Annotated in this window: 16 protein-coding genes and 1 pseudogene; 6 read left to right on the top strand and 11 right to left on the bottom strand. The window is 36.4% G+C overall.

Annotated elements, in window-relative coordinates; genetic code table 11:
* Positions 1–37: 37 nt before the first annotated feature.
* Positions 38–1,144, bottom strand: coding sequence for a YcbX family protein (locus GA0061081_RS03980; RefSeq protein ID WP_091347292.1), 1,107 nt, complete (start codon positions 1,142–1,144; stop codon positions 38–40).
* A gap of 66 nt (positions 1,145–1,210) precedes the next feature.
* Entirely contained in the window at positions 1,211–1,696 is a 486-nt protein-coding gene (gene greB / locus GA0061081_RS03975; protein ID WP_091347290.1) for a transcription elongation factor GreB, read from the bottom strand.
* Positions 1,697–1,740: 44 nt separating this feature from the next.
* On the opposite strand from greB, the pseudogene GA0061081_RS03970 reads away from it, so the two are divergent.
* Positions 1,741–3,907, top strand: a pseudogene (locus GA0061081_RS03970) (Tex family protein); the annotation flags it as partial.
* Between the two features lie 411 nt (positions 3,908–4,318).
* Entirely contained in the window at positions 4,319–5,863 is a 1,545-nt protein-coding gene (locus tag GA0061081_RS03965; protein ID WP_141683330.1) for a hypothetical protein, read from the top strand.
* Positions 5,864–6,069: 206 nt separating this feature from the next.
* On the opposite strand, the gene ushA is transcribed toward GA0061081_RS03965, so the two are convergent.
* The 8 genes from ushA to GA0061081_RS03925 all read right to left on the bottom strand — a co-directional run bounded on the left by ushA (position 6,070) and on the right by GA0061081_RS03925 (position 16,446).
* Entirely contained in the window at positions 6,070–7,752 is a 1,683-nt protein-coding gene (ushA, locus tag GA0061081_RS03960) for a bifunctional UDP-sugar hydrolase/5'-nucleotidase UshA (RefSeq protein WP_091347284.1), read from the bottom strand.
* Between the two features lie 29 nt (positions 7,753–7,781).
* Complete coding sequence (locus GA0061081_RS03955; protein ID WP_091347282.1) at positions 7,782–9,083, bottom strand: pyrimidine-nucleoside phosphorylase; 1,302 nt, start codon at positions 9,081–9,083, stop codon at positions 7,782–7,784.
* Between the two features lie 94 nt (positions 9,084–9,177).
* Positions 9,178–9,573, bottom strand: a complete 396-nt coding sequence (locus GA0061081_RS03950; RefSeq protein ID WP_091347280.1) for a cytidine deaminase — start codon at positions 9,571–9,573, stop codon at positions 9,178–9,180.
* A 34-nt stretch (positions 9,574–9,607) separates the two neighbouring features.
* On the bottom strand, positions 9,608–11,581 hold the full coding sequence (locus tag GA0061081_RS03945) for a bifunctional 2',3'-cyclic-nucleotide 2'-phosphodiesterase/3'-nucleotidase (RefSeq protein ID WP_091347278.1): 1,974 nt from the start codon (positions 11,579–11,581) through the stop codon (positions 9,608–9,610).
* Between the two features lie 29 nt (positions 11,582–11,610).
* Positions 11,611–12,783, bottom strand: a complete 1,173-nt coding sequence (gene add / locus GA0061081_RS03940; protein WP_091347276.1) for an adenosine deaminase — start codon at positions 12,781–12,783, stop codon at positions 11,611–11,613.
* A 282-nt stretch (positions 12,784–13,065) separates the two neighbouring features.
* Entirely contained in the window at positions 13,066–14,319 is a 1,254-nt protein-coding gene (locus GA0061081_RS03935; protein ID WP_091347274.1) for a nucleoside permease, read from the bottom strand.
* 129 nt (positions 14,320–14,448) lie between these two features.
* Positions 14,449–15,165, bottom strand: a complete 717-nt coding sequence (deoD, locus tag GA0061081_RS03930; protein ID WP_091347273.1) for a purine-nucleoside phosphorylase — start codon at positions 15,163–15,165, stop codon at positions 14,449–14,451.
* Between the two features lie 48 nt (positions 15,166–15,213).
* Complete coding sequence (locus tag GA0061081_RS03925) at positions 15,214–16,446, bottom strand: phosphopentomutase (protein ID WP_091347271.1); 1,233 nt, start codon at positions 16,444–16,446, stop codon at positions 15,214–15,216.
* A gap of 442 nt (positions 16,447–16,888) precedes the next feature.
* Here GA0061081_RS03925 and murB point away from each other — a divergent pair, with 442 nt between their 5' ends.
* From murB to birA, 3 genes are read left to right on the top strand one after another with little or no spacing between them, the layout of a single operon-like run.
* Positions 16,889–17,899 (top strand): UDP-N-acetylmuramate dehydrogenase, encoded by a 1,011-nt coding sequence (gene murB, locus GA0061081_RS03915; RefSeq protein WP_091347267.1) that lies wholly within the window; start codon positions 16,889–16,891, stop codon positions 17,897–17,899.
* Positions 17,900–17,959: 60 nt separating this feature from the next.
* Positions 17,960–19,102, top strand: a complete 1,143-nt coding sequence (locus tag GA0061081_RS03910) for an MFS transporter (RefSeq protein ID WP_091347265.1) — start codon at positions 17,960–17,962, stop codon at positions 19,100–19,102.
* Positions 19,077–20,030 carry a bifunctional biotin--[acetyl-CoA-carboxylase] ligase/biotin operon repressor BirA gene (birA, locus tag GA0061081_RS03905; RefSeq protein WP_091347263.1) on the top strand — a complete coding sequence of 318 codons (954 nt, stop codon included), beginning with the start codon at positions 19,077–19,079 and terminating at the stop codon, positions 20,028–20,030. The genes GA0061081_RS03910 and birA overlap by 26 nt, the downstream gene beginning before the upstream one ends.
* Before the next feature lie 68 nt (positions 20,031–20,098).
* Here the strand turns inward: birA and GA0061081_RS03900 are convergent, their stop codons facing one another.
* Positions 20,099–22,423, bottom strand: coding sequence for a zinc/cadmium/mercury/lead-transporting ATPase (locus tag GA0061081_RS03900; RefSeq protein ID WP_209435357.1), 2,325 nt, complete (start codon positions 22,421–22,423; stop codon positions 20,099–20,101).
* A 466-nt stretch (positions 22,424–22,889) separates the two neighbouring features.
* Here GA0061081_RS03900 and GA0061081_RS10970 point away from each other — a divergent pair.
* The coding region (locus tag GA0061081_RS10970) for a hypothetical protein (RefSeq protein WP_141683329.1) at positions 22,890–24,178 on the top strand (1,289 nt) is incomplete at its 3' end.

The raw sequence follows: 24,178 nt of genomic DNA, 5'->3' as shown, positions 1-24,178 counted from the left end.
AAAAATCAAAATAAGTAGAATAATGGACATATCAGTTTCATCCTTTTTTAGGTGATTCGATAGTAATATCTCCTTTAGGAATGCAGCTACAGGCTAAAATTCGATTATTACGTTTTATAGCTGACTGAGTTAATGCACTTATTTCTCCCTTTTTTAAAACAACTGAGCAACGCCCACAAATACCTGAACGACAGGAATAAGGTAATGCTATTTTATGTTGTTCTAACTGCTCTAAAATGGTTTGCTTATTATTACCTTTAATAGTTTTATCTTCAAAAGTAATTGTGCAAAGTTGTGTTTCAGTTTTTATTTCTGGTGGAAAGGTTTTTATATAGTTTTTGGCTACTTGCCTTTCCAATATCTCTATTTTATCGTGAATCGAAATGGTGCCATGATTTCGGGCAATCATATTCATACCGAAATCAATTTGACCTTGTTCATCAGCTCTAAAATATCGTAATGTATTAAGCGGTTCATTATTGGCTAATGGTTTTGCTGAATTGGCATCAATTGTTGTTAGTACACAGCGAGTACAAGGTTTAACGATATCAAAAATCACCTCGCCAATTTTGATTGTCTTCCAACCATCTTCAGCAAAAGGGAGTGCTCCTTGAATAATAATATTACCTCGAAATTGCCTAATATCGAGTTGTTCAGGGCATTGATGTTGTAAATAATTAAATGAAGCCTTGTTTAATAACAAATAAGGATAACCATCAGCAAAACTAACCGGTACTTCTGGGTAGCGTTTTGTTCGACGAGTTAATTGTTGGCCAACCCATCGCAATTGCACGTCTTTGTGTAGAATTTTGCTGAAAAATTGATTTACTCGTATGGGAGCAATTTGCGAGGTGAAATGATTTCCCCAAATTTCGGTCGGCTCATTACTTAATGAAAATTCATCAAGATTGAATTTTATCATTTTTGTTGAAGATAGCGAAACGTATACTTCATTTTTTACTATAGATGTTTTGAATTTCAAAAGTTCAGGGTACTGCCTTGCAGTAATGAATGAACCATCGGGTTCACTAAGCATCAAAATACGATCGTGTGCAAAGCCCCCATCGCCAGTATTTGCCGTTGTTAGCGGTATGCCTTGCATCGATTTGATTGGATAGATATAGATCTGATCAATGGAAATCATAATAAATTAAATTAATTATCAATATGTTAGTATGATTATATACTTAATGCTTAATAATTTATATAGTTAAACCTCTAACTTTGTGTAGCTGATCTCTACAATATAATAAAACGTTTTTCCATTTGGGGTGATAACGGTTATTTCATCATCAACTTTATGTCCTATTAATGCTCTTGCTACAGGGCTGTTGATGGATATCCAATTTTTTTTAGGATTAAACTCATCAGCCCCCACAATGCGATAAACGTGTAGATTTCCATTTTCATCTTCTAACTTTATCCATGCACCAAAAAATACTTTACCCTCTTGTCTTGGATCTGGATCGATAATAGTCAATGATTCTAATCGTTTGGCAAGAAAACGAACTCGTCTATCGATTTCTCTGAGTCTTCGTTTACCATAGATATATTCGGCATTTTCACTGCGATCTCCAAGCGCTGCAGCATCTGATACCGCCTGGGTAACTTTAGGCCTTTCTTCTTTCCATAAATATTTTAGCTCACGATCGAGTGCTAAATAGCCCTCTCTTGTTATATAATTAGCTTTTTGCATGTTGAAGATAAATTCCGTTAATTGACAAAATATTCAGAGATACCATGGTAAATAATCAAATTAGTCATATTATAGCTGGTGAACTTATAGTAAAACCAGAACAAGTTTTAGCTGCGATTCAATTATTAGACGAAGGTAGCACTGTTCCATTTATTGCGCGATATCGAAAAGAAGTTACTGGTGGGCTTGATGATACCCAATTACGTAATTTAGATAGCCGATTGAATTATCTGCGTGAGCTTGAAGATCGTAAACAAACAATTTTAAAGTCGATAGAAGATCAAGGTAAATTAACGCCAGAATTAAGTGAACGTATTGTATCAACGTTGAGTAAAACCGAACTTGAAGATCTTTATTTGCCATATAAACCTAAGCGCCGTACTCGAGGTCAAATTGCGATTGAAGCTGGGCTTGAACCGCTTGCTGATGACTTGTGGCAAAATCCTTTATTAAATCCAGAAATCGAAGCAGAAAAATATATCAATATAGATAAAGGTATCACTGATACAAAATCAGCATTAGATGGTGCGCGTTATATTTTAATGGAAAAATTTGCTGAAGATGCGACATTACTGGCAAAAGTACGTCATTATCTTTGGAATAACGCTCATTTAGTTTCACAAGTGGTGAGTGGCAAAGAAGACGAGGGGGCAAAATTCCGAGATTATTTTTCGCAAAGCGAACTTATTTCTAAAGTTCCATCTCATCGTGCATTAGCTATGTTCCGAGGGAGAAATGAAGGCTATTTACAGCTCTCATTAAATGCCGATCCACAATTTGAAGAGCCACCAAAGGAAAGCTATTGTGAACAAATTATTACTGAATATTTAGGTGTCCATTTTAATGATCAGCCTGCGGATAAATGGCGTAAAGCCGTTATTAATTGGACATGGCGCATTAAAATTTTAATGCACATGGAAACCGAATTAATGACAACATTACGAGAACGCGCCGAAGAAGAAGCGATTAATGTATTTGCTGCCAACTTGCATGATATGTTAATGGCAGCTCCGGCAGGTATGAAAGTGACTATGGGTATGGATCCAGGATTACGTACTGGGGTCAAAATAGCGGTTGTTGATGCAACTGGTAAATTAGTTGCGACTGAAACAATTTATCCACATACTGGGCAAGCCGATAAAGCGGCTATGATGGTGGCAGCGCTTTGTATCAAGTACCAAGTTGAATTAGTTGCTATTGGCAATGGTACGGCTTCGCGCGAAACTGAGCGTTTTTATCTTGATGTTCAAAAAAAATACCCAGAGGTCAAAGCGCAAAAAGTGATTGTTAGCGAAGCTGGAGCGTCAGTGTATTCAGCATCCGAACTTGCGGCGCAAGAGTTTCCTGATCTTGATGTATCGATTCGAGGTGCGGTATCTATTGCTAGGCGTTTACAAGACCCATTGGCAGAGCTTGTTAAAATCGATCCTAAATCAATTGGTGTGGGTCAATATCAGCATGATGTAAGCCAAACTCAGTTAGCTAAAAAACTTGATGCAGTTGTTGAAGATGGTGTAAATGCCGTTGGTGTTAATTTGAATACCGCCTCAATGATGCTACTTGCACGTATTGCTGGACTTAATAAAGTGATTGCCCAAAATATCATTGATTGGCGTAATGAAAATGGACAATTTACCGACCGTAAGCAGTTATTAAAAGTATCACGCTTAGGTCCTAAAGCATTTGAGCAGTGTGCTGGTTTTTTACGGATTATGGATGGTAAAAATCCACTTGATGCATCAGCGGTTCATCCAGAGGCTTATCCTGTCGTAGAGCGAATTTTAGAAAAAAATCATAAATCATTAAAAGAGATTTTAGGTGATACAAATTACTTAAAATCGCTTAACGCAGTTGATTATGTTGATGACCATTTTGGCGTTCCAACTGTAACTGATATTATTAAAGAGCTCGATAAACCTGGACGTGATCCAAGGCCTGAATTTAAAACCGCTCAATTTGCTGATGATATCGAAACGATGGAAGATCTAAAAGTTGGCATGATTATGGAAGGTTCGGTAACCAATGTAACCAACTTTGGTGCTTTTGTGGATATTGGGGTGCACCAAGATGGTTTAGTGCATATTTCGGCACTCTCAGATAAGTTTGTTGACGATCCAAGAACAGTGGTAAAAGCTGGTGATATTGTTAAAGTGAAAGTGATTGAAGTTGATATTCCACGCAAACGTATCGCTTTATCAATGAGGTTAAATGATCCTGCTATTTCGAAAGTTGACAATCGTCAATCTATTAATAAAGGGAGCGTCAATAATACCCAAAAAACGCACACATCGTCGAGTGTCAATAATGCGATGGGTAATGCATTTGCTGCCGCGTTTAAAAAAAATAAATAAACAACATGTTAAAAATTAAGGGACGATTGTCCCTATTTTTTTATTAAAGTCCTTCCGATATATAGCTATTTTAATATTGAATATTATCAATATGAATTTTAGTTCTTTAGCAAAAATCATCAATAATAATCTGTCCAAATATTGATCTAGAACAGATAAGAAAAATGAGCAAACTTATCACCTTACCTAAATCATGTTACAATCAAAAATGGATTATTTCTTAAAAGATTTATCAGAAATAAAAGTAATAGGAAAAGGACTATCAAAAACAATGAAAAAATATTTTAATGTTGTTCCACTGACATTATTGGTTATGCTGTCAGGATGTGATAAAAGTAAAGTAAAATTAACGGAAGAAATTAAAGCAACACTGGAAGATCAAGACAAACCAATTTGTTTCTATCTAGGCAAAGTAACATTCCCTTACCTTAAAAAAGATCTCAGTTATCCAGCAAACGAACGATCGGAAGTGTGGATAAATAACGAATTAAATCGGCGATTAGAAGTTTTTACAAGCTTAGGTTTATTAGACCGTTCATTAGATGCTAACAACCAAACCACAACCTATCAATTAGCTAAATTAAACAGCGACACAAAATTTAAAAAAGGTAGTTTTTGTTTTGGACAAGTGACTTTAGATAAACTATTTTTTTTAGGTATGAGCAATAATGTAAATTCATTTGCAACAGTCACTTATAATATTGAACAAATTCCTTCTTGGGTTAATAATGATATCTTTAAACAATATTTTTATGCTGGAGAGTTAGACGAAAATAAAAAAGATGCACATTTTGCCTATAGTTACCCTAAACTCATCGATGGGCAATTTCCAAATCAAATATCGTCTGATATTAAGTTAGCTAAATTGGTCAATGGTGAGTTTATCTTTGATAACGATGATTCAATAAGACAGTCATTTTTTTATAGTGAAGATGAAAACAAATGGGATCAGGAACATTTTACTTATGCATATTACGATAAAGAAAAAGTAGCAAAAATAAGAAAATATTTTTTTTCATATAATCGCATCATTAATGATTGGGGTATAGAATCAGATCCCGTATTATTTGCAAAAGCAAATCCTTCAGAAAATTTAGCTCGCTCAACTAACCAAGTTGTAATGTATTACTTTTTTGATCATGCCCTTACCCAAAATCGTATTAAGTCTGCAACAGGCAATATAAAAAACAAGTTATTGGGTCAATATCAACATTTGCTAGATAATGGCGGCAGCTCTGTTTTTGAAATGAATTTTGATGATAGTGGGTTAGTTACTTCTTTTGTTGAGACAACTAAAAGTTATAATTATGTACTGAAGCGTAGTATTGTCGCTTCTGACGATTTAGAAACAGAACGAACTAGCTGGAAATTTTATGATTATTTTACCATGTCTTTGCCTAGCATAAATCAAAACTATACGAATCCGTTTGCAACCGATAATTATAATAAAACCGATTTATTTGATATTTTCCAAACAGACTATAGAACAAAATTTGTTCAAAAAATGGGTGAGTTAGATAAACTTCGCTCAGTTTCTGTCGGCTACGATGATGAAGATAAGATACTATTTTTTGATAAGAATATGACATTTCAATATAATAATAAAAATCAGTTGATTTCTAGAGTGATCGGTAATGAAACATATACTATGGAGTATAATAAACAAGGTCAGCTAACCAAATTAAAAAAATATGTTGATAACAACAAGAAAGCAACTCTTGAGTGTCAATTTTCTAAACATAACGAAAAAGGTGATTGGATAGTTAAAGAGTGTGATGACCACATGATAACTACACGAACTATTGAATATTATTAATAAATTTCATGATATTTTGATAAGTTACTAAATAAAAATCATTCAATATTAAACACTACAAAAAAACTGTAGTGCCAACAATAGGGTATAAACCTTGAACACGGCACTACAGCTGTTAGCTTAGTTACGATTACCGAATAATATGGCGATTATTCTCGAACAATGTATTGCTAATAAACATTTACGCTCAGGCATCCTTAAATAATTTAGTTGTGTATAAATTGTGTTGGTTCATAATCAGATGCATTAATTGGCGAATGTTCCTCAAAATATTGTTTTACAACATCAGCATCTCGATAACCAGTATCCACATAAGTTGGTGAAGTATTGGTTATTGGATAACCATCACCGCCTGCAGCTAAAAAATCTAGTGTAGCAATACGATATGATTTTTGTAAATCAATGGGTTCATTTTTAATTTTTACATCTTTAATATTATCGCCAGATCGTGTTAGAGTGATATTTTTCAGGTGTGGATATCCCCCCGAACCTTGTTTTTTATTGAGTGCTATTTTTAGGTAATCGATTAATTCGCTACCAGTCAATTCAAAATAAACAACACTATTACCAAAAGGCTCAACTTTTAGGATGTCGCGATAAGTAATATTGCCTTCAATTAATGAATCGCGAATCATGCCACCAGACATAATACCAATGTCAGCCTTGGTTTTTTCGATAAAAGCGCTGAGTAATAATTGTCCCATATTACTTTGTTGATATCTTACAACACTGCGATCACCTTCAAGGCGACCGATTAATTCACCACTTTTAACCAGTAATTGTTGTTTACCTTGTTCTTGATAAGGTTTTAAATTTTCGAGTAGTGTTTTATCTTGTAAGATCTCTTTAGTGTAATATTCAAGGCGTTTGGTCCCGTCACCATTATCTACTTCTTTTTTTAGATTGATTGGAATTAACTGGTAATTTTGTAAAGTTATTTTACCATTTAAAAAGACAAAATCAGCACGCCCAACATATTTACCCCATTCATGGGCTTGTACAATCCATGTGCCATTTTGTTTATCGGGTGCGCATGGGGTACCAGGTACATATTCGGTAATGCGTTTATTCGGGCTAGCCATACAAACGGGATTTTGCGAATGACCGCCGACAATCATATCTAATTCGCCACTTTGCAAGCCTCTGGCTAATTCAACATCACCCGGTGCCATCGAGCCATGTTCTCCATTTTCGTAATGTCCCATATGTGTAACAGCAATAATCATATCTGGACTTTCTGTCTTTTTTATTTGGGCAATAACTTTTTGTGCTTCAGGTAATGTTTTTCGAAATTCAACGCCATCAGTATTTTTTGGAGAGGCTAAAAAAATTGTATCATCTGTGGTTAATCCAAATACCGCTACTTTAATGCCATTTAAATCAAACATTTTATAAGCATCAAAAACACGATTATCAGTACCTTTAAAGTAAGTATTGGCAGATAAAAATGGAAAATGAGCCCATTTTTGTTGCTCACGAATAACGGCTAAAGGGTGATCAAATTCATGATTACCCACCGCCATCGCATCATATCCAACTTCATTCATACCTAAAAAATCTGGTTTAGCTTGAAGTACATCTGATTCAGGAACACCAGTATTGATATCACCACCAGATAGAAGCAGCAACTTTCCACCTTTCGTGGCTACTTCCTTTCTTATTTCATCAACAACTGTTTTTTGTGCAGCAAGACCATATTCACCGATATCATTTTGCCAAAAACGACCATGGTGGTCGTTAGTATGTAAGATCGTAAATTGATAAGGCTTGTTTTTCTCCCAACTTGGTGTTGTTGATTGTATTGTTGAAGCAGCCGCTATAGCGTTAACTGAAAATAGCCCCAAAACAACAAGCAGTGATATTTTTTTATTCAAATTTGAGTTATACATGGTGCCTCCTAAATCCTTATTGCCAATGATTACTCAGTAATCACTTTATAAATCAATTGTGGTTCATTGGCACAATCACTAATAATAATATTGTCATACAATTTTTGCTTAATCGCATCAAGCTTATCTGTACTAGCATGAATGGTTAACAATGCTTCGCCTTCGGCAACTTGATCGCCCACTTTTTTATGTAACACGATTCCAACCGCTGGATCAATAATGTCCTCTTTGGTTGCGCGTCCAGCGCCTAGTTGCATTGCCGCAATACCAATTTGATCTGCAATAATTTTTGATACATAACCTGATTTAAGAGCCGGTAGGGCAATTTGGTAAGGTGCACTAGCTAGTTTTTCAGGATGATCAACAATAGAACTATCACCACCTTGTGCTTCAATTAAAGTTTTGAACTTCTCGATAGCTTTGCCATTTTTAATGACTTCTTGAAGTTTTGCTCTAGCTTCTTCCAAGGTTTTGGCTTTATTGGCAAGCACAACCATTTGGCTACCTAATGTTAAAACTAATTCAGTTAAATCAGCGGGGCCATGGCCTTGTAAAGTATCAATGGCTTCTTTTATTTCAAGCGCATTACCAATTGCAAAACCAAGTGGTTGTGACATATCTGAAATGATAGCCATAGTTCTACGACCAATTTGGTTACCGATATTCACCATTTCATGGGCTAATTTTTCGGAATCGGCCATCTCTTTCATTAGTGCGCCATCGCCAGTTTTGACATCCAGAACAATGGCATCAGCGCCAGCGGCTAATTTTTTGCTCATAATTGAGCTTGCAATAAGCGGAATAGAATTAACTGTCCCTGTTACATCCCGTAACGAGTATAGCTTTTTATCTGCTGGTGTTAGATTGCCAGATTGGCCAATCACGGCAAGGCCTTTATGATTAACTTGATTAATAAAATCTTGTTTACTTAATTCAATTTTAAATCCTGGAATAGACTCAAATTTATCGGTGGTACCACCAGTGTGCCCAAGTCCACGTCCCGACATTTTAGCCACAGGTACATCTAAGGCTGCAACTAAAGGGGCAAGCACTAATGTTGTTGTATCGCCCACCCCACCTGTTGAATGCTTGTCCACTTTAATGCCTTTAATTGAAGAAAGATCTACTGTATCGCCTGAATGCATCATTGCGCTGGTTAAATCTGCACACTCTTTTGATGTCATACCTTGATAGTAAATTGCCATTAATAAAGCACTAACTTGATAATCGGGAATTTTGCCGTCAGTGTAGTTTGTAATAAAAAATTGGATTTCCTCGGTTGATAGTGCTTTTCCGTCGCGTTTTTTTTCAATAATATCAACAAATCTCATAACGATACTCTCTTATATTGATAATAGGGTGAATCTTTAATTGTTAAATCACCCTAAGTGTAATAGCTTAGTTAGGAAAATGATTAAGAACAAATTAGTCCAAATCACTTGGTGAAAAAGACCAAGGTAATAATTCTCCAACAGTGGTTTCCTGAATTTTACCGTTCATATTGGTCAAAATAACCGGCATATTTTTAGCACAAAACTCGCTAATAACTTGACGACAAGCACCACAAGGTGAAATTGGTCCATCGGTATCACCAATTACCACCAATTTTTTGAACTTACGTTTACCTTCTGATACTGCTTTAAAAATCGCTGTGCGTTCTGCGCAGTTAGTTAAGCCGTAAGAGGCATTTTCAACATTGCAACCTAAAATTGCTTCATCATCTTCAGTAATGAGCACTGCGCCAACTTGAAATTTAGAATAAGGTACATAAGCTTTAGAACGTGCTGTTTTAGCAAGCTCAATTAGTTTTTCTATTTTCATATTTATAAATCCTTTGGGGGCATAATAATACTAATTAATTTTGGAGCTGAGTGTTAACCAATGATTGTAAATCAAGTCGATAAACCCCAAAACCTGAATCATCTTTTTCGATAAAGTGAATAGGGTATATTGAATGCTTTTGAATATAATCTTTAGCTTCATCAGTTGGTGATGATTCAAAACGAATATCCAAATTGGTATCGCTAATAATTGGGGCAATTCGCCAATTATTGTCGACGCTAACCTCCACAGCGCCGTATTTTTGGGTGGTGTTGGTGATATAAGCTGAAAGAATCACTCTTAAATCATCAGGTGAATTAAATTTGACGTTTTTTTCACCTGTTCCCGGAAATATACCGCTATAAGCACGATAATTATTGGTGGCAATTAAAAATGTTTGGTTAGGATCAATCGGTTTTTGTCGATAAGTCAGACTATTAATTCTTTCTGATGAAGGGTTAATTAACTGACAATTTGCATCATAACGCGGTGGTTTAGTGACATCTATTTGATAATTCACACCATCAATGGTATCGAAATTATAAGTTCTAAATTTGTCCCAATTAATCAAATATTGTGGTTGAGATGAATGGGGATCGATTTGGTTATAGACACCCGCTGAGCATTCCAACCACTCTTTAACGTCTTTACCTGTCAATTTTATGGCAGACAAAATATTCGGATAAAGGTAGATATCTGCTGCATTTCTAAATGACAAATTACCTTTTTTAACATCAACAAAAGCGCTGGGATCGTTTTTCCTGCCACCTGCTTTAAATGGTGCAATGGCCGATAAAACAGGTAATCCATCAAGGTCAGGGTCACCTTGAATAAATTGCTTAACGTAATCGATCTGCGCATCGCTAATAATTTGTAACGCTGAGCTATCTTCAACCAAGGCCAAATAACTAGTAATATCAGTTGAAACCTTACCAATTGGTTTGCCAACAAATTCACGCGTACCTTGGTGATCTTTGGCTAGAATATCGATAATTTTAGGGTCTGCTTCAACTAGTGCTTTTTTATTTTTGACATCATAAATCGGTCTAGCTTCAGATTTGCCTGATGTCACTTGCCAATTAGATTTATCGCCATCAAGTACTAAATCCACCACGCCCAAATGGCTACCCCAATGTCCAGGCATAACAGCTGGTACATGATTAATGTTACCTGTTTTGATATCGGTATTTGGTAATGATTTAAACTCCTCGCTTGGGAACACGCCATGGGCATGGCCAAACATAATTGCATCAATACCTTTAACTTGACTTAAATAATAAACCGAATTTTCGGCCAAAGCTTTATAAGGTTCAGAAGAAACACCCGAATGGGGAATGGCAATAATGATATTAGCGCCTTGCTTTTTCATTTCTGGAACCAAGTGCTTGGCTGTTTCGGTAATATCTTTAACCACAACTTTACCATCAAGATTAAGTTTGTCCCATTGCATAATTTGTGGTGGCACAAAGCCAATATAGCCAATTTTAATTGTTTGTTTATTGCCGCTTCTATCAACGACGGGGGTATCGACAATAAGATATTGTTTAAAGAACGGCTTATTGGTTTTAGCATCATAGACATTTGCATTAACATAAGAGAATTTAGCACCAGCAAGGCTTTTTTGTAAAAATTCCAACCCAAAATTAAATTCATGATTACCAATATTACCAACAACATAATCAAGCGTATTGAGCGCTTTATAAACGGGGTGAATATCGCCATCGTTAAGGCCTTTATGCACTGCATAATCAGCCATTGGACTACCTTGAATTAAATCGCCATTATCGACCAGCACACTATTTTTTACTTCACGTCTTGCTTGGTGAATCAAATTAGCAGTTTTGGCTAATCCAAAAGCATCGATGGATTGATCTTTAAAATAATCATAATTCATCATATTGCCGTGCAAGTCGGTTGTTTCAATAATCCTTAAATCAACTGTTGCAGCACATGCCGCGCCAGAAATAAATAGGGCTAAAAAGGTGAGGGATAACTTAGTTTTTTTCATGCAAATCTCCTATTATTCTGACAACTAATTTAGTTAACTGGTATGGCTACCAACAATTTTTGATATTCTAAAAAACGTTCAATAATTGCTGGGTGATATTTTTGGTCATTGATGCATGTTTCTAATAATTGCTTATCATCAGATGTAAAATATGCTAGAACTTTGCCAATTAATTGATTTTTAACTGCGTTTTCAACAAATGCCGCCTGAACACCACAGAGCGTGATATCAAGCAATTCTAATCGTGAAAATGAGAAAATCGATTGGGCAATGTGATACTCTTTTTCGATATCAGTGCCAAAAATCCCTGCATCATCGGTATTTAGCGTAATGCGAACGCCTTGGTCATAAAGTTGCCTAATGGGGTGCTTATAAATATCGCCATGCAGCTCATTAACTAAAATTCGATTGCTTGTTAAGGCAATTTCAAGGGTGACTTTTTTATCGATCAGTTCACGAATAAGCACTTTGTCTTCAATGGCGCGAATACCGTGCCCAATTCTATTTGCACCATGTTTAAGCGCTTGAATAATACTCTCGGCTGAGTCTATTTCGCCTGCGTGATACGATTTTTTTAAATTAAGTTGAGAGGCTAATTCATGGGCGGCTTTAAAATCATCAAAATGGCCTGCTTTTTCATTACCTGCGATATTGAAACCGGTAATCAACGGATGAGGGTTATTTTGAATAAATTGCAGAGTATCATAAACCACATTCGCACCAAGATGTCTAACACCAATTACATGGTATCGCACAGTAATATCATATTGCTGACTAACGTCAATAATAGCCTTATCCATCTGCTTTAGTGTTTGGTGAAATCTATCTTGATTCCAAACAACTTGCCCGTCGTGGGATGGTGTTGCACAGATATGAAAAGGGGAGATAAACAGCTCGCAATAAATTAACCCTTGTTTAGCATTTCTAAAAAGAAAATCATAAGTAATATCGTAATAATCTTCAGGATTTTTTAGAAAACTAGAAACGATATCATACGTTTTAATAAACTCTTCAAACTTAGATTCGTCGTACGAATATCTACCATTTTTATACTCATTAGCATCATATTGGCCAGGTGGATAACATAAAGTTGCAGGGAACGGAATATTGTTTTTTTGGGCTAACTGGCGAGCCATCATTGGGGTAATACTCCCTTCAATATGCTCATGTAATATGACTTTGGGTATTATTTGATTTTTCATTAAAAATTTAATCTATTTAAATAAGCTAAATGGGCTCTGGTAATAATGATATAAAAACACTTATCAAAAAGCTCAAAATAGCATACTAACATTGTGAATTATAAACTCAGTTAGTGTACCTTGATAAGATAGCTTTCAGCCATCTATTTTGCATTACTGATTGATTTTTTGTGTGGTAAATCATATTTTTAAAGCTGACTGATTGATAATTAAAAAGGCAACAACCTATATTGTTGCCATTATATTGGTAGTGCTAAATTTAACCTACCACACAATAAATGATTAATTAATAGCTTGAGCTGTTTCTTTGTTTGAATGTTCGTTTTTAAAAATCAACATAAACACAATAGCTAAAACTAAAGCATAACCTGAAAAAACAAGCCAAACAGCATGCCAATTTACGGTTTTTCCTGAAGTATAATAATCGACCACAAAACCACTAGCCATTGTTCCCAAATAAGCACCGATTCCATTAGTCATCATCATAAATAGCCCTTGTGCACTATTACGGATATCTGGCGAGACCGTTTTTTCAACATACATCGAGCCTGAAATGTTATAGAAGTCAAAGGCACAACCATAAACAATCATTGATAGAAGTAATAATACAAAACCGAAAGGAGAAGGATCGCCGTAAGCAAATAGTCCAAAGCGGGCAACCCAAGCAAATATACTAATTAACATAACATATTTAATACCAAGGCGCTTCATAAAAAACGGTACAAATAAAATAAATATCACTTCTGAAATTTGTGAAATAGAAAGTAATACAGCAGGGTATTGAATTGCTAAGCTATCTTTGAATTCTGGAATATCATCAAAACTATGCAAAAATGAATTACCGAAGGTATTGGTAATTTGTAAAATACCGCCTAAAAAAGCTGCAAATAGAAAAAAGATAACCATTTTAGGTTGTTTGAATAATACAAACGCATCTAACCCCAATGAGCTAATAAGTGATCTTTTTTTATCTGAGTTTTGTGATGTCGAAATAAATGGAAGTGTTAATGAATACAAACTTAGTAAAAGAGAACCCGCAGCGGCGATATAAAGTTGTGTATTGCTAGCTTCTAATTTCAAAAAGCTAACTATCCACATTGCAACGATGAAACCGATAGTACCATATATCCTAATTCCCGGAAACTGAGTGATAACATCAAGTCCTTGAGAGTTCAAACATGAATAAGAAATTGAATTTGAAATAGCGATGGTAGGCATAAAGGCTAAACAGTGAATTAACATGACAATTGTCATCATTAACGGTGATGTAACAGATGCAGCAATAATTAGTGTTATAGCACCAATTAGATGACAAAGAACATAAAGGCGATTGGCTGGTATCCATCTATCGGCAACAATACCGAGTAAACTTGGCATAATTAGTGAAGCAATTGCCATCGAACCATATACAGAAGCTACCTCAATACCAATAAAATTTAATTGATGCTCAAGATAATAATTTAAGGTGATTAACCAGCTTCCCCATATAAAAAATTGCAGAAAAAATATTATTTTAAGTTGTAACTTGGTGTTCATTTTGTTTCCTTATTAAACAAGATTTTTATAACCTACTACACATAAATATGAATAATGCATTTGAAAACTGTTATCGCTATCAATATTGATTAGCTAAAAAAAATGGCAGTTATTCTGCCATTTTTAGTTTCAGTTTTGATTTAATAATACCGACTCTAGTGCAACGGTGATCATTTCTTTAAAGCCTAACTGTCTTTGCTCAGCCGACATTGCTTCGCCTTTTCGAATATGATCCGAAACCGTGCAAATGGCCAGTGCTTTAGCGCCATATTCGGCAGCAACCCCATAAATCCCAGCAGCTTCCATTTCAACACCTAAAATATTATATTTTTCCATTACGTCAAACATATCAGGCTCAACGCTATAAAAAAGATCGGCAGAAAAAATATTACCTACTTTCACATTTACACCTAACTTTTTAGCTGCATTAACGGCATTACAGGTCAAATCAAAATCAGCGATAGCGGCAAAATCATGATTTTTAAAACGTAAGCGGTTAACTTTTGAATCGGTACATGCGCCCATTCCAACAATAACATCACCCACATTAACATTAGGGCTAATTGCACCACATGAACCAATACGAATAATGTTTTCAACACCATAAAATTTAATCAGTTCGGTTGCATAAATAGAGCAAGATGGAATACCCATACCATGTCCCATAACTGAAATCTTTTGGCCTTTATAATAACCTGTAAAACCTAACATCGATCTTACATTAGTTACTTCTTGGGCATTTTCTAAAAACGTTTCTGCAATAAATTTTGCTCGTAGTGGATCGCCAGGCATTAAAACGGTTTTTGCAAACGCATTATCAATGGCATTAATATGCGGGGTAGACATTAACTTCTCCTGATATTTATTACTAAGTCGGTATGACTCAAATTTAAATTACTTCTTTTTTATAAACGATTTACCGTAATCCATTGGCGATAAATCAAAATAATCGGCAACACTTTGTCCAATATCGGCAAATGTTTCACGATGACCTAAAGATCCTACTGGCACACTGTCGCCATAAACAATGACAGGAATATGTTCACGAGTATGATCGGTACCAGCCCAAGTTGGATCGCAGCCGTGATCGGCACTGATAATAAGCAGATCGCCGGGCTCAATGAGTGCTAACATTTCAGGAAGACGACGATCAAAATATTCTAACGCAGCAGCATAACCCGAAACATCACGACGGTGACCGTAAGAAGAGTCAAAATCGACAAAATTGGTAAAGACAATGGTATTATCTTTAGCTTGTTTGATTTCTTCAAGTGATGCATCAAACAGGGCTTCAAGACCGGTTGCTTTCACTTTCTTTGTGATCCCAACTTGGGCATAAATATCGGCAATTTTACCAATTGACACGACCGTACCGTGTTTTTCGTCAACAAGCTTTTTAATCATCGTTGGTGCTGGTGGTTCAACAGCAAGATCGTGACGGTTACCTGTACGTACAAATTCGCCCGGTTTTTTACCTACAAATGGCCTTGCAATAACACGGCCAATATTGTAATTACCCTTATTTAGTTCATCGCGAGCAATTTCGCAAACTTCATAAAGTCTATCTAAACCAAAAGTCTCTTCATGACAGGCAATTTGGAATACTGAATCGGCAGAAGTATAAAAAATTGGCTTATTAGAAGCCATATGCTCTTCACCCAATTCATCAAGAATAACGGTACCAGATGAATGACAATTACCAAGGTAACCGGGGAGTTTAGCGCGAGAAACGATTTTATCTAACAGATCTTGAGGAAAGCTGTTGGTGGTATTGGTAAAATAGCCCCAATCAAACAGCACGGGCACGCCGGCGATTTCCCAATGTCCTGACGGCGTATCTTTACCGGAAGAAATTTCGCTAGCATAGCCGTAAGAGCCAATAATTTCGCCTTCAGTTTGCATGCCTTTTGGGTAATAGCCAGTTGATTCGTACGCCGCTTCGATTAAACCTAATTTACCTAAATTTGGCAATTTTAATGGCCCAGTGCGCCCTTGTTCCGCTTTACCTAAAGCACAAGCTTCAGCAATATGGCCTAAAGTGTTAGCTCCTTCATCGCCATATTTTTTTGCATCTTCAGCACCGCCGATCCCAAACGAATCTAGGATCATAATAAATACTCTTTTCATAATATCCTCTAACTGATAAACAACACTTAAGTCAAGCACAATAGATATAATCAATCACAGCTAATTAAATACCGACGACTATTTTTGGGCTAACAATAATTCATAAAACTATTACTCGTATAGTTGCCATATATAATAGCAAAAAACAAAAAAGATTTAAGCATTGCTTTAATCGAATAGTTGAATATTTGTATAAATAATGTTGTTAATTTGATCTGGCTCATGCTTTTTATAAAAAAATAACATTGTTTTAGTAAAATACACACAACAGCAAATTTATAAAAAAATTCAAATGCATTCATGACCAAATAAATCATCAAATAACATCAACCCTGTGATAATATAGAAAGCAAGTACAATAGAGCCCAAATCATAACAACAACAGATAAAATCGAATTACACTTGGGTGTCTACTTTCACAAAATAAAGGTAGTGATTATTAATGAAACAAAAAATTCCTAACACATTTGGTCTAACTGTTTTTGCTCAAAAAGTTATTACTGTTACAACAGTCGAACAATTACAACAAATTTGGCAAGATAACTCGCCGCATTTACCGATTATGATTATTGGTGAAGGCAGTAACACTCTTTTTACCTGTGATTTTGATGGTATTGTAATTGTTAACCGCATCAAAGGCATCACAATAACCGAAACCGATCAAGCGTGGTATTTAAAAGTTGGCGCAGGAGAAATTTGGCACGATATTGTATTGCAAACGATAGAACAAAATATATCAGGGCTTGAAAACCTCGCATTAATTCCGGGGTGTGTTGGTTCGGCACCTATTCAAAATATTGGTGCTTACGGAGTTGAATTTCAAAAAGTAGCTGATTATGTGGAACTGCTTGAGCTTGCCACAGGTAACATCATCACAGTCACCGATGGTCAATACGGATACCGTGAAAGCATCTTCAAAAAAGCATATTTGCAAGGTTATGCGGTTATCAATGTTGGTATTAAATTAGCCAAACAGTGGCAACCAGTATTAACTTACGGTGAATTACGAAACTTTGATCCAAAAAGTGTCACCCCCAAAATAGTCTTTGATAAAGTGTGCGAAATTCGCCGCAGTAAATTGCCCGATCCCAAAGTGCTTGGCAATGGGGGAAGTTTTTTTAAAAATCCTGTGATCGACAAAATTGAGGCAGACAAATTACTTGAAATTTACCCAAACATGCCAATATATCCACAAGTTAACGGACAAATAAAATTAGCCGCAGGTTGGCTTATCGATCAGTGTGGTCTAAAAGGCTATCAAATAGGCGGAGCTGCTGTGCATCAACAACAAGCGCTCGTATTAGTCAACAAAAATCAAGCAACAGCACAAGATGTGGTTGAATTAGCTCGTTATATAAAAAAATGTGTATTACAAAAATTCTTGGTGAGTTTATCGCCAGAAATCCGATTTATCGGCAACAAGGGCGAAATTGAAGCAGACAGTTATTTGTAATTAACTCAAAATTATTATTGTTTGCCAAAGCATAACCCATAAATTATATGCGATAACATTATGAAACATTCGTATTCATTTCCTATTTTATTGATAAGTTTACTTTTTGTGACTATCTCGTTGTCTGCACTCAACACACAAGTACCATTGTGGTTAGTGCGTAATGAGTTTTCGCTGGGGCAAATTGGTCTTGTGGGATCAAGTTATTTTACTGGCAACTTGATTGGCACTATTTTTGCCAATTGGTTTATTAGTAGATTTAATGCTCGTCATACTTATACCTACAGTTGTATTATTTTTGCCATAGCAACTATTGGCTTAAGTTTTTCAATAAATTTTTATAGCTGGATAATGTGGCGCTTTTTTATTGGCATTGCTTGCGCTGTCACGTGGGTGGTGATTGAAAGTTGCATATTACTCACTGGTCCAGTGCATACACGTGGAAGGATGCTTGCAGTTTATTTAACCACTTATTATTTAGGCACGGTTCTGGGGCAAGCTTTGTTACAGTATTTTCCACAAGATGTACTGTATTTTGGATTGGTTATTATGTTACTAATGGGGCTCGCGATTTTATTTATTTTGCGCACACATTATAAACTACCAAAAAGGAAAAAAAGCAGCTTTAACATTATGCCAATGATATTGAATAAACCCTCGCGGCTTGGGTTAACCGGTTGCATTATTGCAGGTATGTTAATTGGATCGTTATATTCACTCTTACCGGCTTATTATTCACACTTAGGATATAGCGATATTCAAGTTGCTAATTGGATGATTCTACTGATTTTATCCGGTGTCATAGCACAAATGCCAGCCAATTGGTGTGCAGATAAATTTGGACGGCAGATTGTATTGCTAATTGAATCTTTGTTCATGTTAGTTGCATGTATCATGCTGATATTTAATTGGTTTAATGCATTAGCGATTATCTTATTAGGCGCAACGATTTACACCATTTATCCTATATCCATGGCTTGGGCTTGTTCGTGTGTTAAAAAGCAAGATATCGTCGCCATGAATCAAGCCATGCTATTGACCAATACGTTAGGCAGTTTGATTGCCCCGGCGGTGATTGCCTTTATTATGGACAAAATGAATAATACCTATTTATTTGTCAGCTTTGCTATAATCTCGTTATACTTCATTGTGTTATTAATTAAAAAAAGAGGAACGGATGCGCAGCCACAAAAATCCACTTAAATTAATAGAAATACTCGCAGATGGCAAATACCATTCAGGTGAAGAATTAGCAACAATATTTGGCATAACACGCGCAGGCATCAATAAATACATCAAACAACTGCGTGAGTGGGGAGTTGACTTAACTTCAGTGCAAGGCAAAGGCTATTGCTTGGCATCGCCACTTAATTTGCTCAACAAAAACAAGATTGATCAGCATTACCAATCCGACAGCCACTGTGAAATATTACCGATTATTGATTCAACCAACCAATATCTACTTGATCGAATCGGTCAATTAACATCGGGTGATTGCTGTGTTGCCGAATTTCAATCAAAAGCACGAGGCCGAAGAGGGCGAAAATGGTTTTCCCCTTTTGGAAGCAATTTATACTTCTCAATGTATTGGAAGTTAGAACAAGGCGTGGCCGCAGCAATGGGGTTAAGTTTGGTGGTAGGGATAGTACTTGCCGACACTTTACGCACATTATCAGGTCAAAATATCAAAGTTAAATGGCCAAATGATCTTTATCTTAATGACCAAAAGTTAGCAGGTATTTTAGTTGAGCTCGCTGGCAAAACTGGCGACTGTGCCCATGTAGTGATTGGTGTTGGCGTCAATCTAACCATGACAAATCCTGATACTAACATAGTTAACCAAAAATGGGCTAATTTAGGTAATGTTGATCGTAACTTACTTGTTGCACAAGTGGCCAAAGTCTTAAAAAGTAAATTAATCGAATTTGAAAAACATGGTTTAGCGCCATTTATTCATGATTGGAATAGACTTGATAACTTTGCCAATCGACCAGTAAAACTATTAATTGGTGATAATATCATTCGCGGCATTGCAAAAGGTATTAATGAGCAAGGTGCTTTATTGTTAGAACAAAACGGTAAAATTAATGCCCATATTGGTGGCGAAATATCATTAAGAATTGATGAATAATAAACCCAAAATGATTTAACAAAACTATTCCGCTTATAAAAAGCGGAATAGATTAAGCAAACATATTCTTAACTTTTATTTTTAAATTTCAAAACCCGAAGAGCATTAGCGGTCACAATAGCCGTCGTGCCAGAATCAGCCAACACCGCCAGCCACAGTCCAGTAAAACCAAACAAACTGGTAATCAAAAATACCAGCTTAATGCCTAATGCAATGGTAATATTTTGTTTAATATTACGACGAGCAAAGCGAGTTAAACGAATTAATTTAGGCAAACTGAGTAAGCTATTTTTAGTCAATGCGGCATCGGCAGCTTCTAGCGCAACATCTGTGCCACTTCCCATGGCAATACTCACAGTTGCGGCCTTCATGGCTGGCGAATCATTAATACCGTCACCCACCATAGCAATTGACGTTGTGTTGCGGATTTTTTCAATGGCAATCAACTTATCGGCAGGCAACAGTTCAGCGCGGTAATCCATACCTAACTGATCGGCAATAGCTTTGGCCGCTCGTGCATTATCACCAGTTAACATCAAAGATTTAATACCAAGTTGATTAAGTTCATTTATTGCAGTAATTGCATCTGATCGCAACACATCTTGCAGAGCAATAATACCCATCAATTGTTGATTTGTTACCGCAACTACCACGGTTTTACCAGCACTTTCAAGCTCTGCAATGATTTTAGCGTGTTCATCATTTAAAGGCGTTGAAACGGTCGCAACTTTGCTTGGCGAAACAATATACAAAATCTGATTATCAATCTCGCCTTGAATACCAATTCCCGCGATTGCTTTACGATTACCTGCCTCATTGATATTTAATTGATTCTGCAATGCATAATCAACAATAGCTTTACCTATAGGATGATGCGAACCACTTTCAATTGCCGCAACTAGCGCCAATAATTGTTCTTTTGAAATATCTTGAGCAATCACATCAGTTACTTGCGGTTTACCTTCAGTTAAGGTACCAGTCTTATCAAACGCAACCCGTTTAACCGAACCAATATGCTCTAACGCCGCACCACCTTTAATTAGCACGCCTTGCTTTGCAGCATTCGATAAGGCCGATGTTATCACCGCAGGTGTTGAAATCACCAGCGCACAAGGACAACCAATCAATAACAAGGTCAAGCCACGATAAAACCAAGTATACCAATCAGCACTGAGCAACAAAGGCGGCACAACAATCACTAATAGTGCAAAAAAAGCAATTGTAGGCGTATAGTAACGGCTAAATTTATCAATAAAACGTTCAATAGGCGCTTTACGCTCCTCGGCATCTTCAATCATCTGTAAAATACGATCAACTGCATTTTGCCCGACTTCTGATACCACTTTGAGTTGAATTGTATTATCAATCACCAGCGAACCGGCCATAATTTTGTCGCCTGAAAGATAATTAACTGGAATGGATTCACCGGTTAATGCGCTTTCATCAATATTGGCTTGCTCGCTCATTAAAATCACATCAGCAGGCAACCGGCCTCCAGATGAAATTTCAATAATATCATCGGGTTTCAAGCTATGACTGGCAACGGTTTTTCGTACACCGTCAATGATAATAACGGTCTCTTCTGGCATGAGCTGAGCAAGCGAAGAGATGCCTTTTTTGGCTTTACTTGTTGCAATACCTTCTAACATCTCACCAATCATAAATAAAAATATAACCATAGTGGCTTCTTCGGCAGCTCCAATAAATAAAGCCCCAATAGCTGACACACTCATTAACGACTCGATCGCAAATGGTGTACCACTACGCGTTAAAATTACCGCTTCTTTCAAAATAGGCATTAATCCAACAATTGCTGTCACCATAAAGGCATATTCGCCAACGGTTTTATTACATAACAACAGGATATAGCTCACCACAATTAAAGCGCCTAATACTCCTAAAGGAATTAATGCTTTTTTATCAAAACTATGGGAATGGTCATGATGATGCGAATGTTCTGGGGAAGGTTCAAAAATGGGTTTATAGCCTAACTCGATAACTTTATCTTCAATTAATTTAATCGTTTGTTCATTCTTTTGCGGAACTAAAACGACTAATTTTTCGGTAGAAAAGATAATTTTAGTTTGGCAAATATCGGGTAATGTCTTTAAGCTATTTTCAATTTGCTGCGCACAGTGCGCACAATCCATGCCTTCTATTTTCCATGTCAGTTTAGTCTGCTTACTTTGCCTGTTGGGGTCATCAGGAGTATCGTCAAACTCATTTTTGGGGTTAGTCATATGGGAATCGCCACCAGAACAATGCGTTGAATCTTGATGACAATGTAACTCATGAGATAAATGTGCATGATTATGCGCCAGATTTTGACAATTATCATGACAACATTCATGAAGATGATGTTCGTGGTACATAGATTTGTTATTATATAACATAACGTTACCTCGCTTAGGGGGATGATTTTGATTGTACGCTAAAAAAGAAAAAAATAAATTAATTTATTTTTATGGGATTTTTTAAATTAAAATTAATGCGTTAAAAACGTTAGCAACGTGATGACATCTAACAAATCAGTGATAAATAGAGCACTTTAATAACAGCCATTTAATTACCAAAAAATCGGTCAGAAAAGGTATTGATTTTATTAAAGTTTTTGTTTATTGGTTTTTAGCTAAAAACCACCACCCAACACCCTTATCCCAAAGCACATACATAAGCTGACTCAGTCTTTAACAAAACTTTACAGATTTTTAACAAAAAATGTAGCGCATTATTGGTCAAGCGGTTATAATTTAATCGCTTTCAAAGCAAGGGAGTGCTCATTATTAGAGCAGTCATTTATAAAAAATCGAAATAAAACAAAAATTTACTTGACAGGATGATCGAAATGCGTTACCATTTATGGCATCTGGCATCTGGCATCTGGCCTGCCAAACCTACGCCCTAAAACTTTTTAATTTTCACGGTAGTCTAAATCAGACTCAGTTCTTATTTTCATCAGCGAGGTCATTTCGCGTAGCGAAATCGGAGACGTTATCGGCAGGGTTATCGCCGGGGTCGAGGCGTTTACCTCTTCTATTTAAATTTTCAGGTTTACCAAGTTTACCAAGTTTACCAAGCTTATTAGGCTTATTAGGCTTATTAGGCTTATCAGGCTTATCAGGCTTACTCAGTTTACTTAGATTATTTAGATACCTTAAATCGGCGTTGTTCTTCGTGGTATTGTTGTTGTCGTATTCACAGTGTTCTGTGGCATTAACGGCGTATACATCAAGGTATATCGAGGGTAGTGCGCCGTATTTAACATTCGACAATGGTCGAACAAAAGCCACATCAACGGATAAATTGTTGTCAATTCGGTTGCAGGATGGTCGGGTAATCACGCCGTCAACCAATCCAACAAGTTCAACAAATCCAATCAGTTTGCCGTACGTTGGGAGTAATTTAAGTCATATAGAAATGATAGTCCCATCATCAACTAATTCAGTGAGTTTAAGTGATTTGGTCACAAGGTATAATTATTGGCGAGATGATGATGGAGATGAGCCGGCTGTAAATGGTGTATCGGGAAGAATATCGGTATCGTTTACGGATAAGGATGGCAATACAGTTAGTCGTAACGGTGCATTGGATATATGTAAGGCTCCTTATAGGGTAAGATTAAGTAGTACAGGGGGATATTTACAGACCCAGTACGGTGTTCCTAGTAGAACAAGTTTTAGTGGAGCTACGGTGGATTATTATATTAATCCGTATGGTGTTACTGGTCCTGTTGCTTGTTATTTTGCGAGTCACGCACGCCCAAATCTTAACCTTGGCACAAACTATTACGCCGGCCCATCTAGCATATGGAATCCTAATAAGGGTTTTTTAACTCAGTCTAACGATTCTGCATCTTACGACCGAAACTTTCCAACTACAGGTTCAGATGGGTTGTATTTTGATTTGCTCATAGGTGGCGTCGATGCAAGTCAGTTGACGTGGTCTCCGGTCACTCGTGGTGGAATAACGGCTACGGTGACAAATGTTACACCTAGTGATAGATGGATTCCTGGTGTTGATAGAGGAAAAGTTGTCGCACGAGTTAAGTTAAGCGGTCCTAGGGCTAGTAATACTCAGATAAACTCAAATAATCCTAGTCCGCTAGATGTCCCCTCTTTGCCACAGAGATTTGAGTTGGTCGGTAGGGA

The sequence above is a fragment of the Gilliamella bombicola genome, assembly GCF_900094945.1.
GTDB lineage: Bacteria > Pseudomonadota > Gammaproteobacteria > Enterobacterales > Orbaceae > Gilliamella > Gilliamella bombicola.
This window is presented reverse-complemented; position numbering and strand designations above follow the sequence as displayed.

Bases quoted from the DNA above. Each gene is read 5' to 3' on its own strand.
- birA (WP_091347263.1), top strand. From the start codon at position 19,077: ATGCGCAGCCACAAAAATCCACTTAAATTAATAGAAATACTCGCAGAT.
- ushA (WP_091347284.1), bottom strand. From the start codon at position 7,752: ATGTATAACTCAAATTTGAATAAAAAAATATCACTGCTTGTTGTTTTG.
- murB (WP_091347267.1), top strand. From the start codon at position 16,889: ATGAAACAAAAAATTCCTAACACATTTGGTCTAACTGTTTTTGCTCAA.
- greB (WP_091347290.1), bottom strand. From the start codon at position 1,696: ATGCAAAAAGCTAATTATATAACAAGAGAGGGCTATTTAGCACTCGAT.
- GA0061081_RS03910 (WP_091347265.1), top strand. From the start codon at position 17,960: ATGAAACATTCGTATTCATTTCCTATTTTATTGATAAGTTTACTTTTT.
- GA0061081_RS03925 (WP_091347271.1), bottom strand. From the start codon at position 16,446: ATGAAAAGAGTATTTATTATGATCCTAGATTCGTTTGGGATCGGCGGT.
- GA0061081_RS03935 (WP_091347274.1), bottom strand. From the start codon at position 14,319: ATGAACACCAAGTTACAACTTAAAATAATATTTTTTCTGCAATTTTTT.
- GA0061081_RS03950 (WP_091347280.1), bottom strand. From the start codon at position 9,573: ATGAAAATAGAAAAACTAATTGAGCTTGCTAAAACAGCACGTTCTAAA.
- GA0061081_RS03900 (WP_209435357.1), bottom strand. From the start codon at position 22,423: ATGTTATATAATAACAAATCTATGTACCACGAACATCATCTTCATGAA.
- GA0061081_RS03955 (WP_091347282.1), bottom strand. From the start codon at position 9,083: ATGAGATTTGTTGATATTATTGAAAAAAAACGCGACGGAAAAGCACTA.
- GA0061081_RS03980 (WP_091347292.1), bottom strand. From the start codon at position 1,144: ATGATTTCCATTGATCAGATCTATATCTATCCAATCAAATCGATGCAA.
- deoD (WP_091347273.1), bottom strand. From the start codon at position 15,165: ATGTCTACCCCGCATATTAATGCCATTGATAATGCGTTTGCAAAAACC.
- GA0061081_RS03965 (WP_141683330.1), top strand. From the start codon at position 4,319: ATGAAAAAATATTTTAATGTTGTTCCACTGACATTATTGGTTATGCTG.
- add (WP_091347276.1), bottom strand. From the start codon at position 12,783: ATGAAAAATCAAATAATACCCAAAGTCATATTACATGAGCATATTGAA.
- GA0061081_RS03945 (WP_091347278.1), bottom strand. From the start codon at position 11,581: ATGAAAAAAACTAAGTTATCCCTCACCTTTTTAGCCCTATTTATTTCT.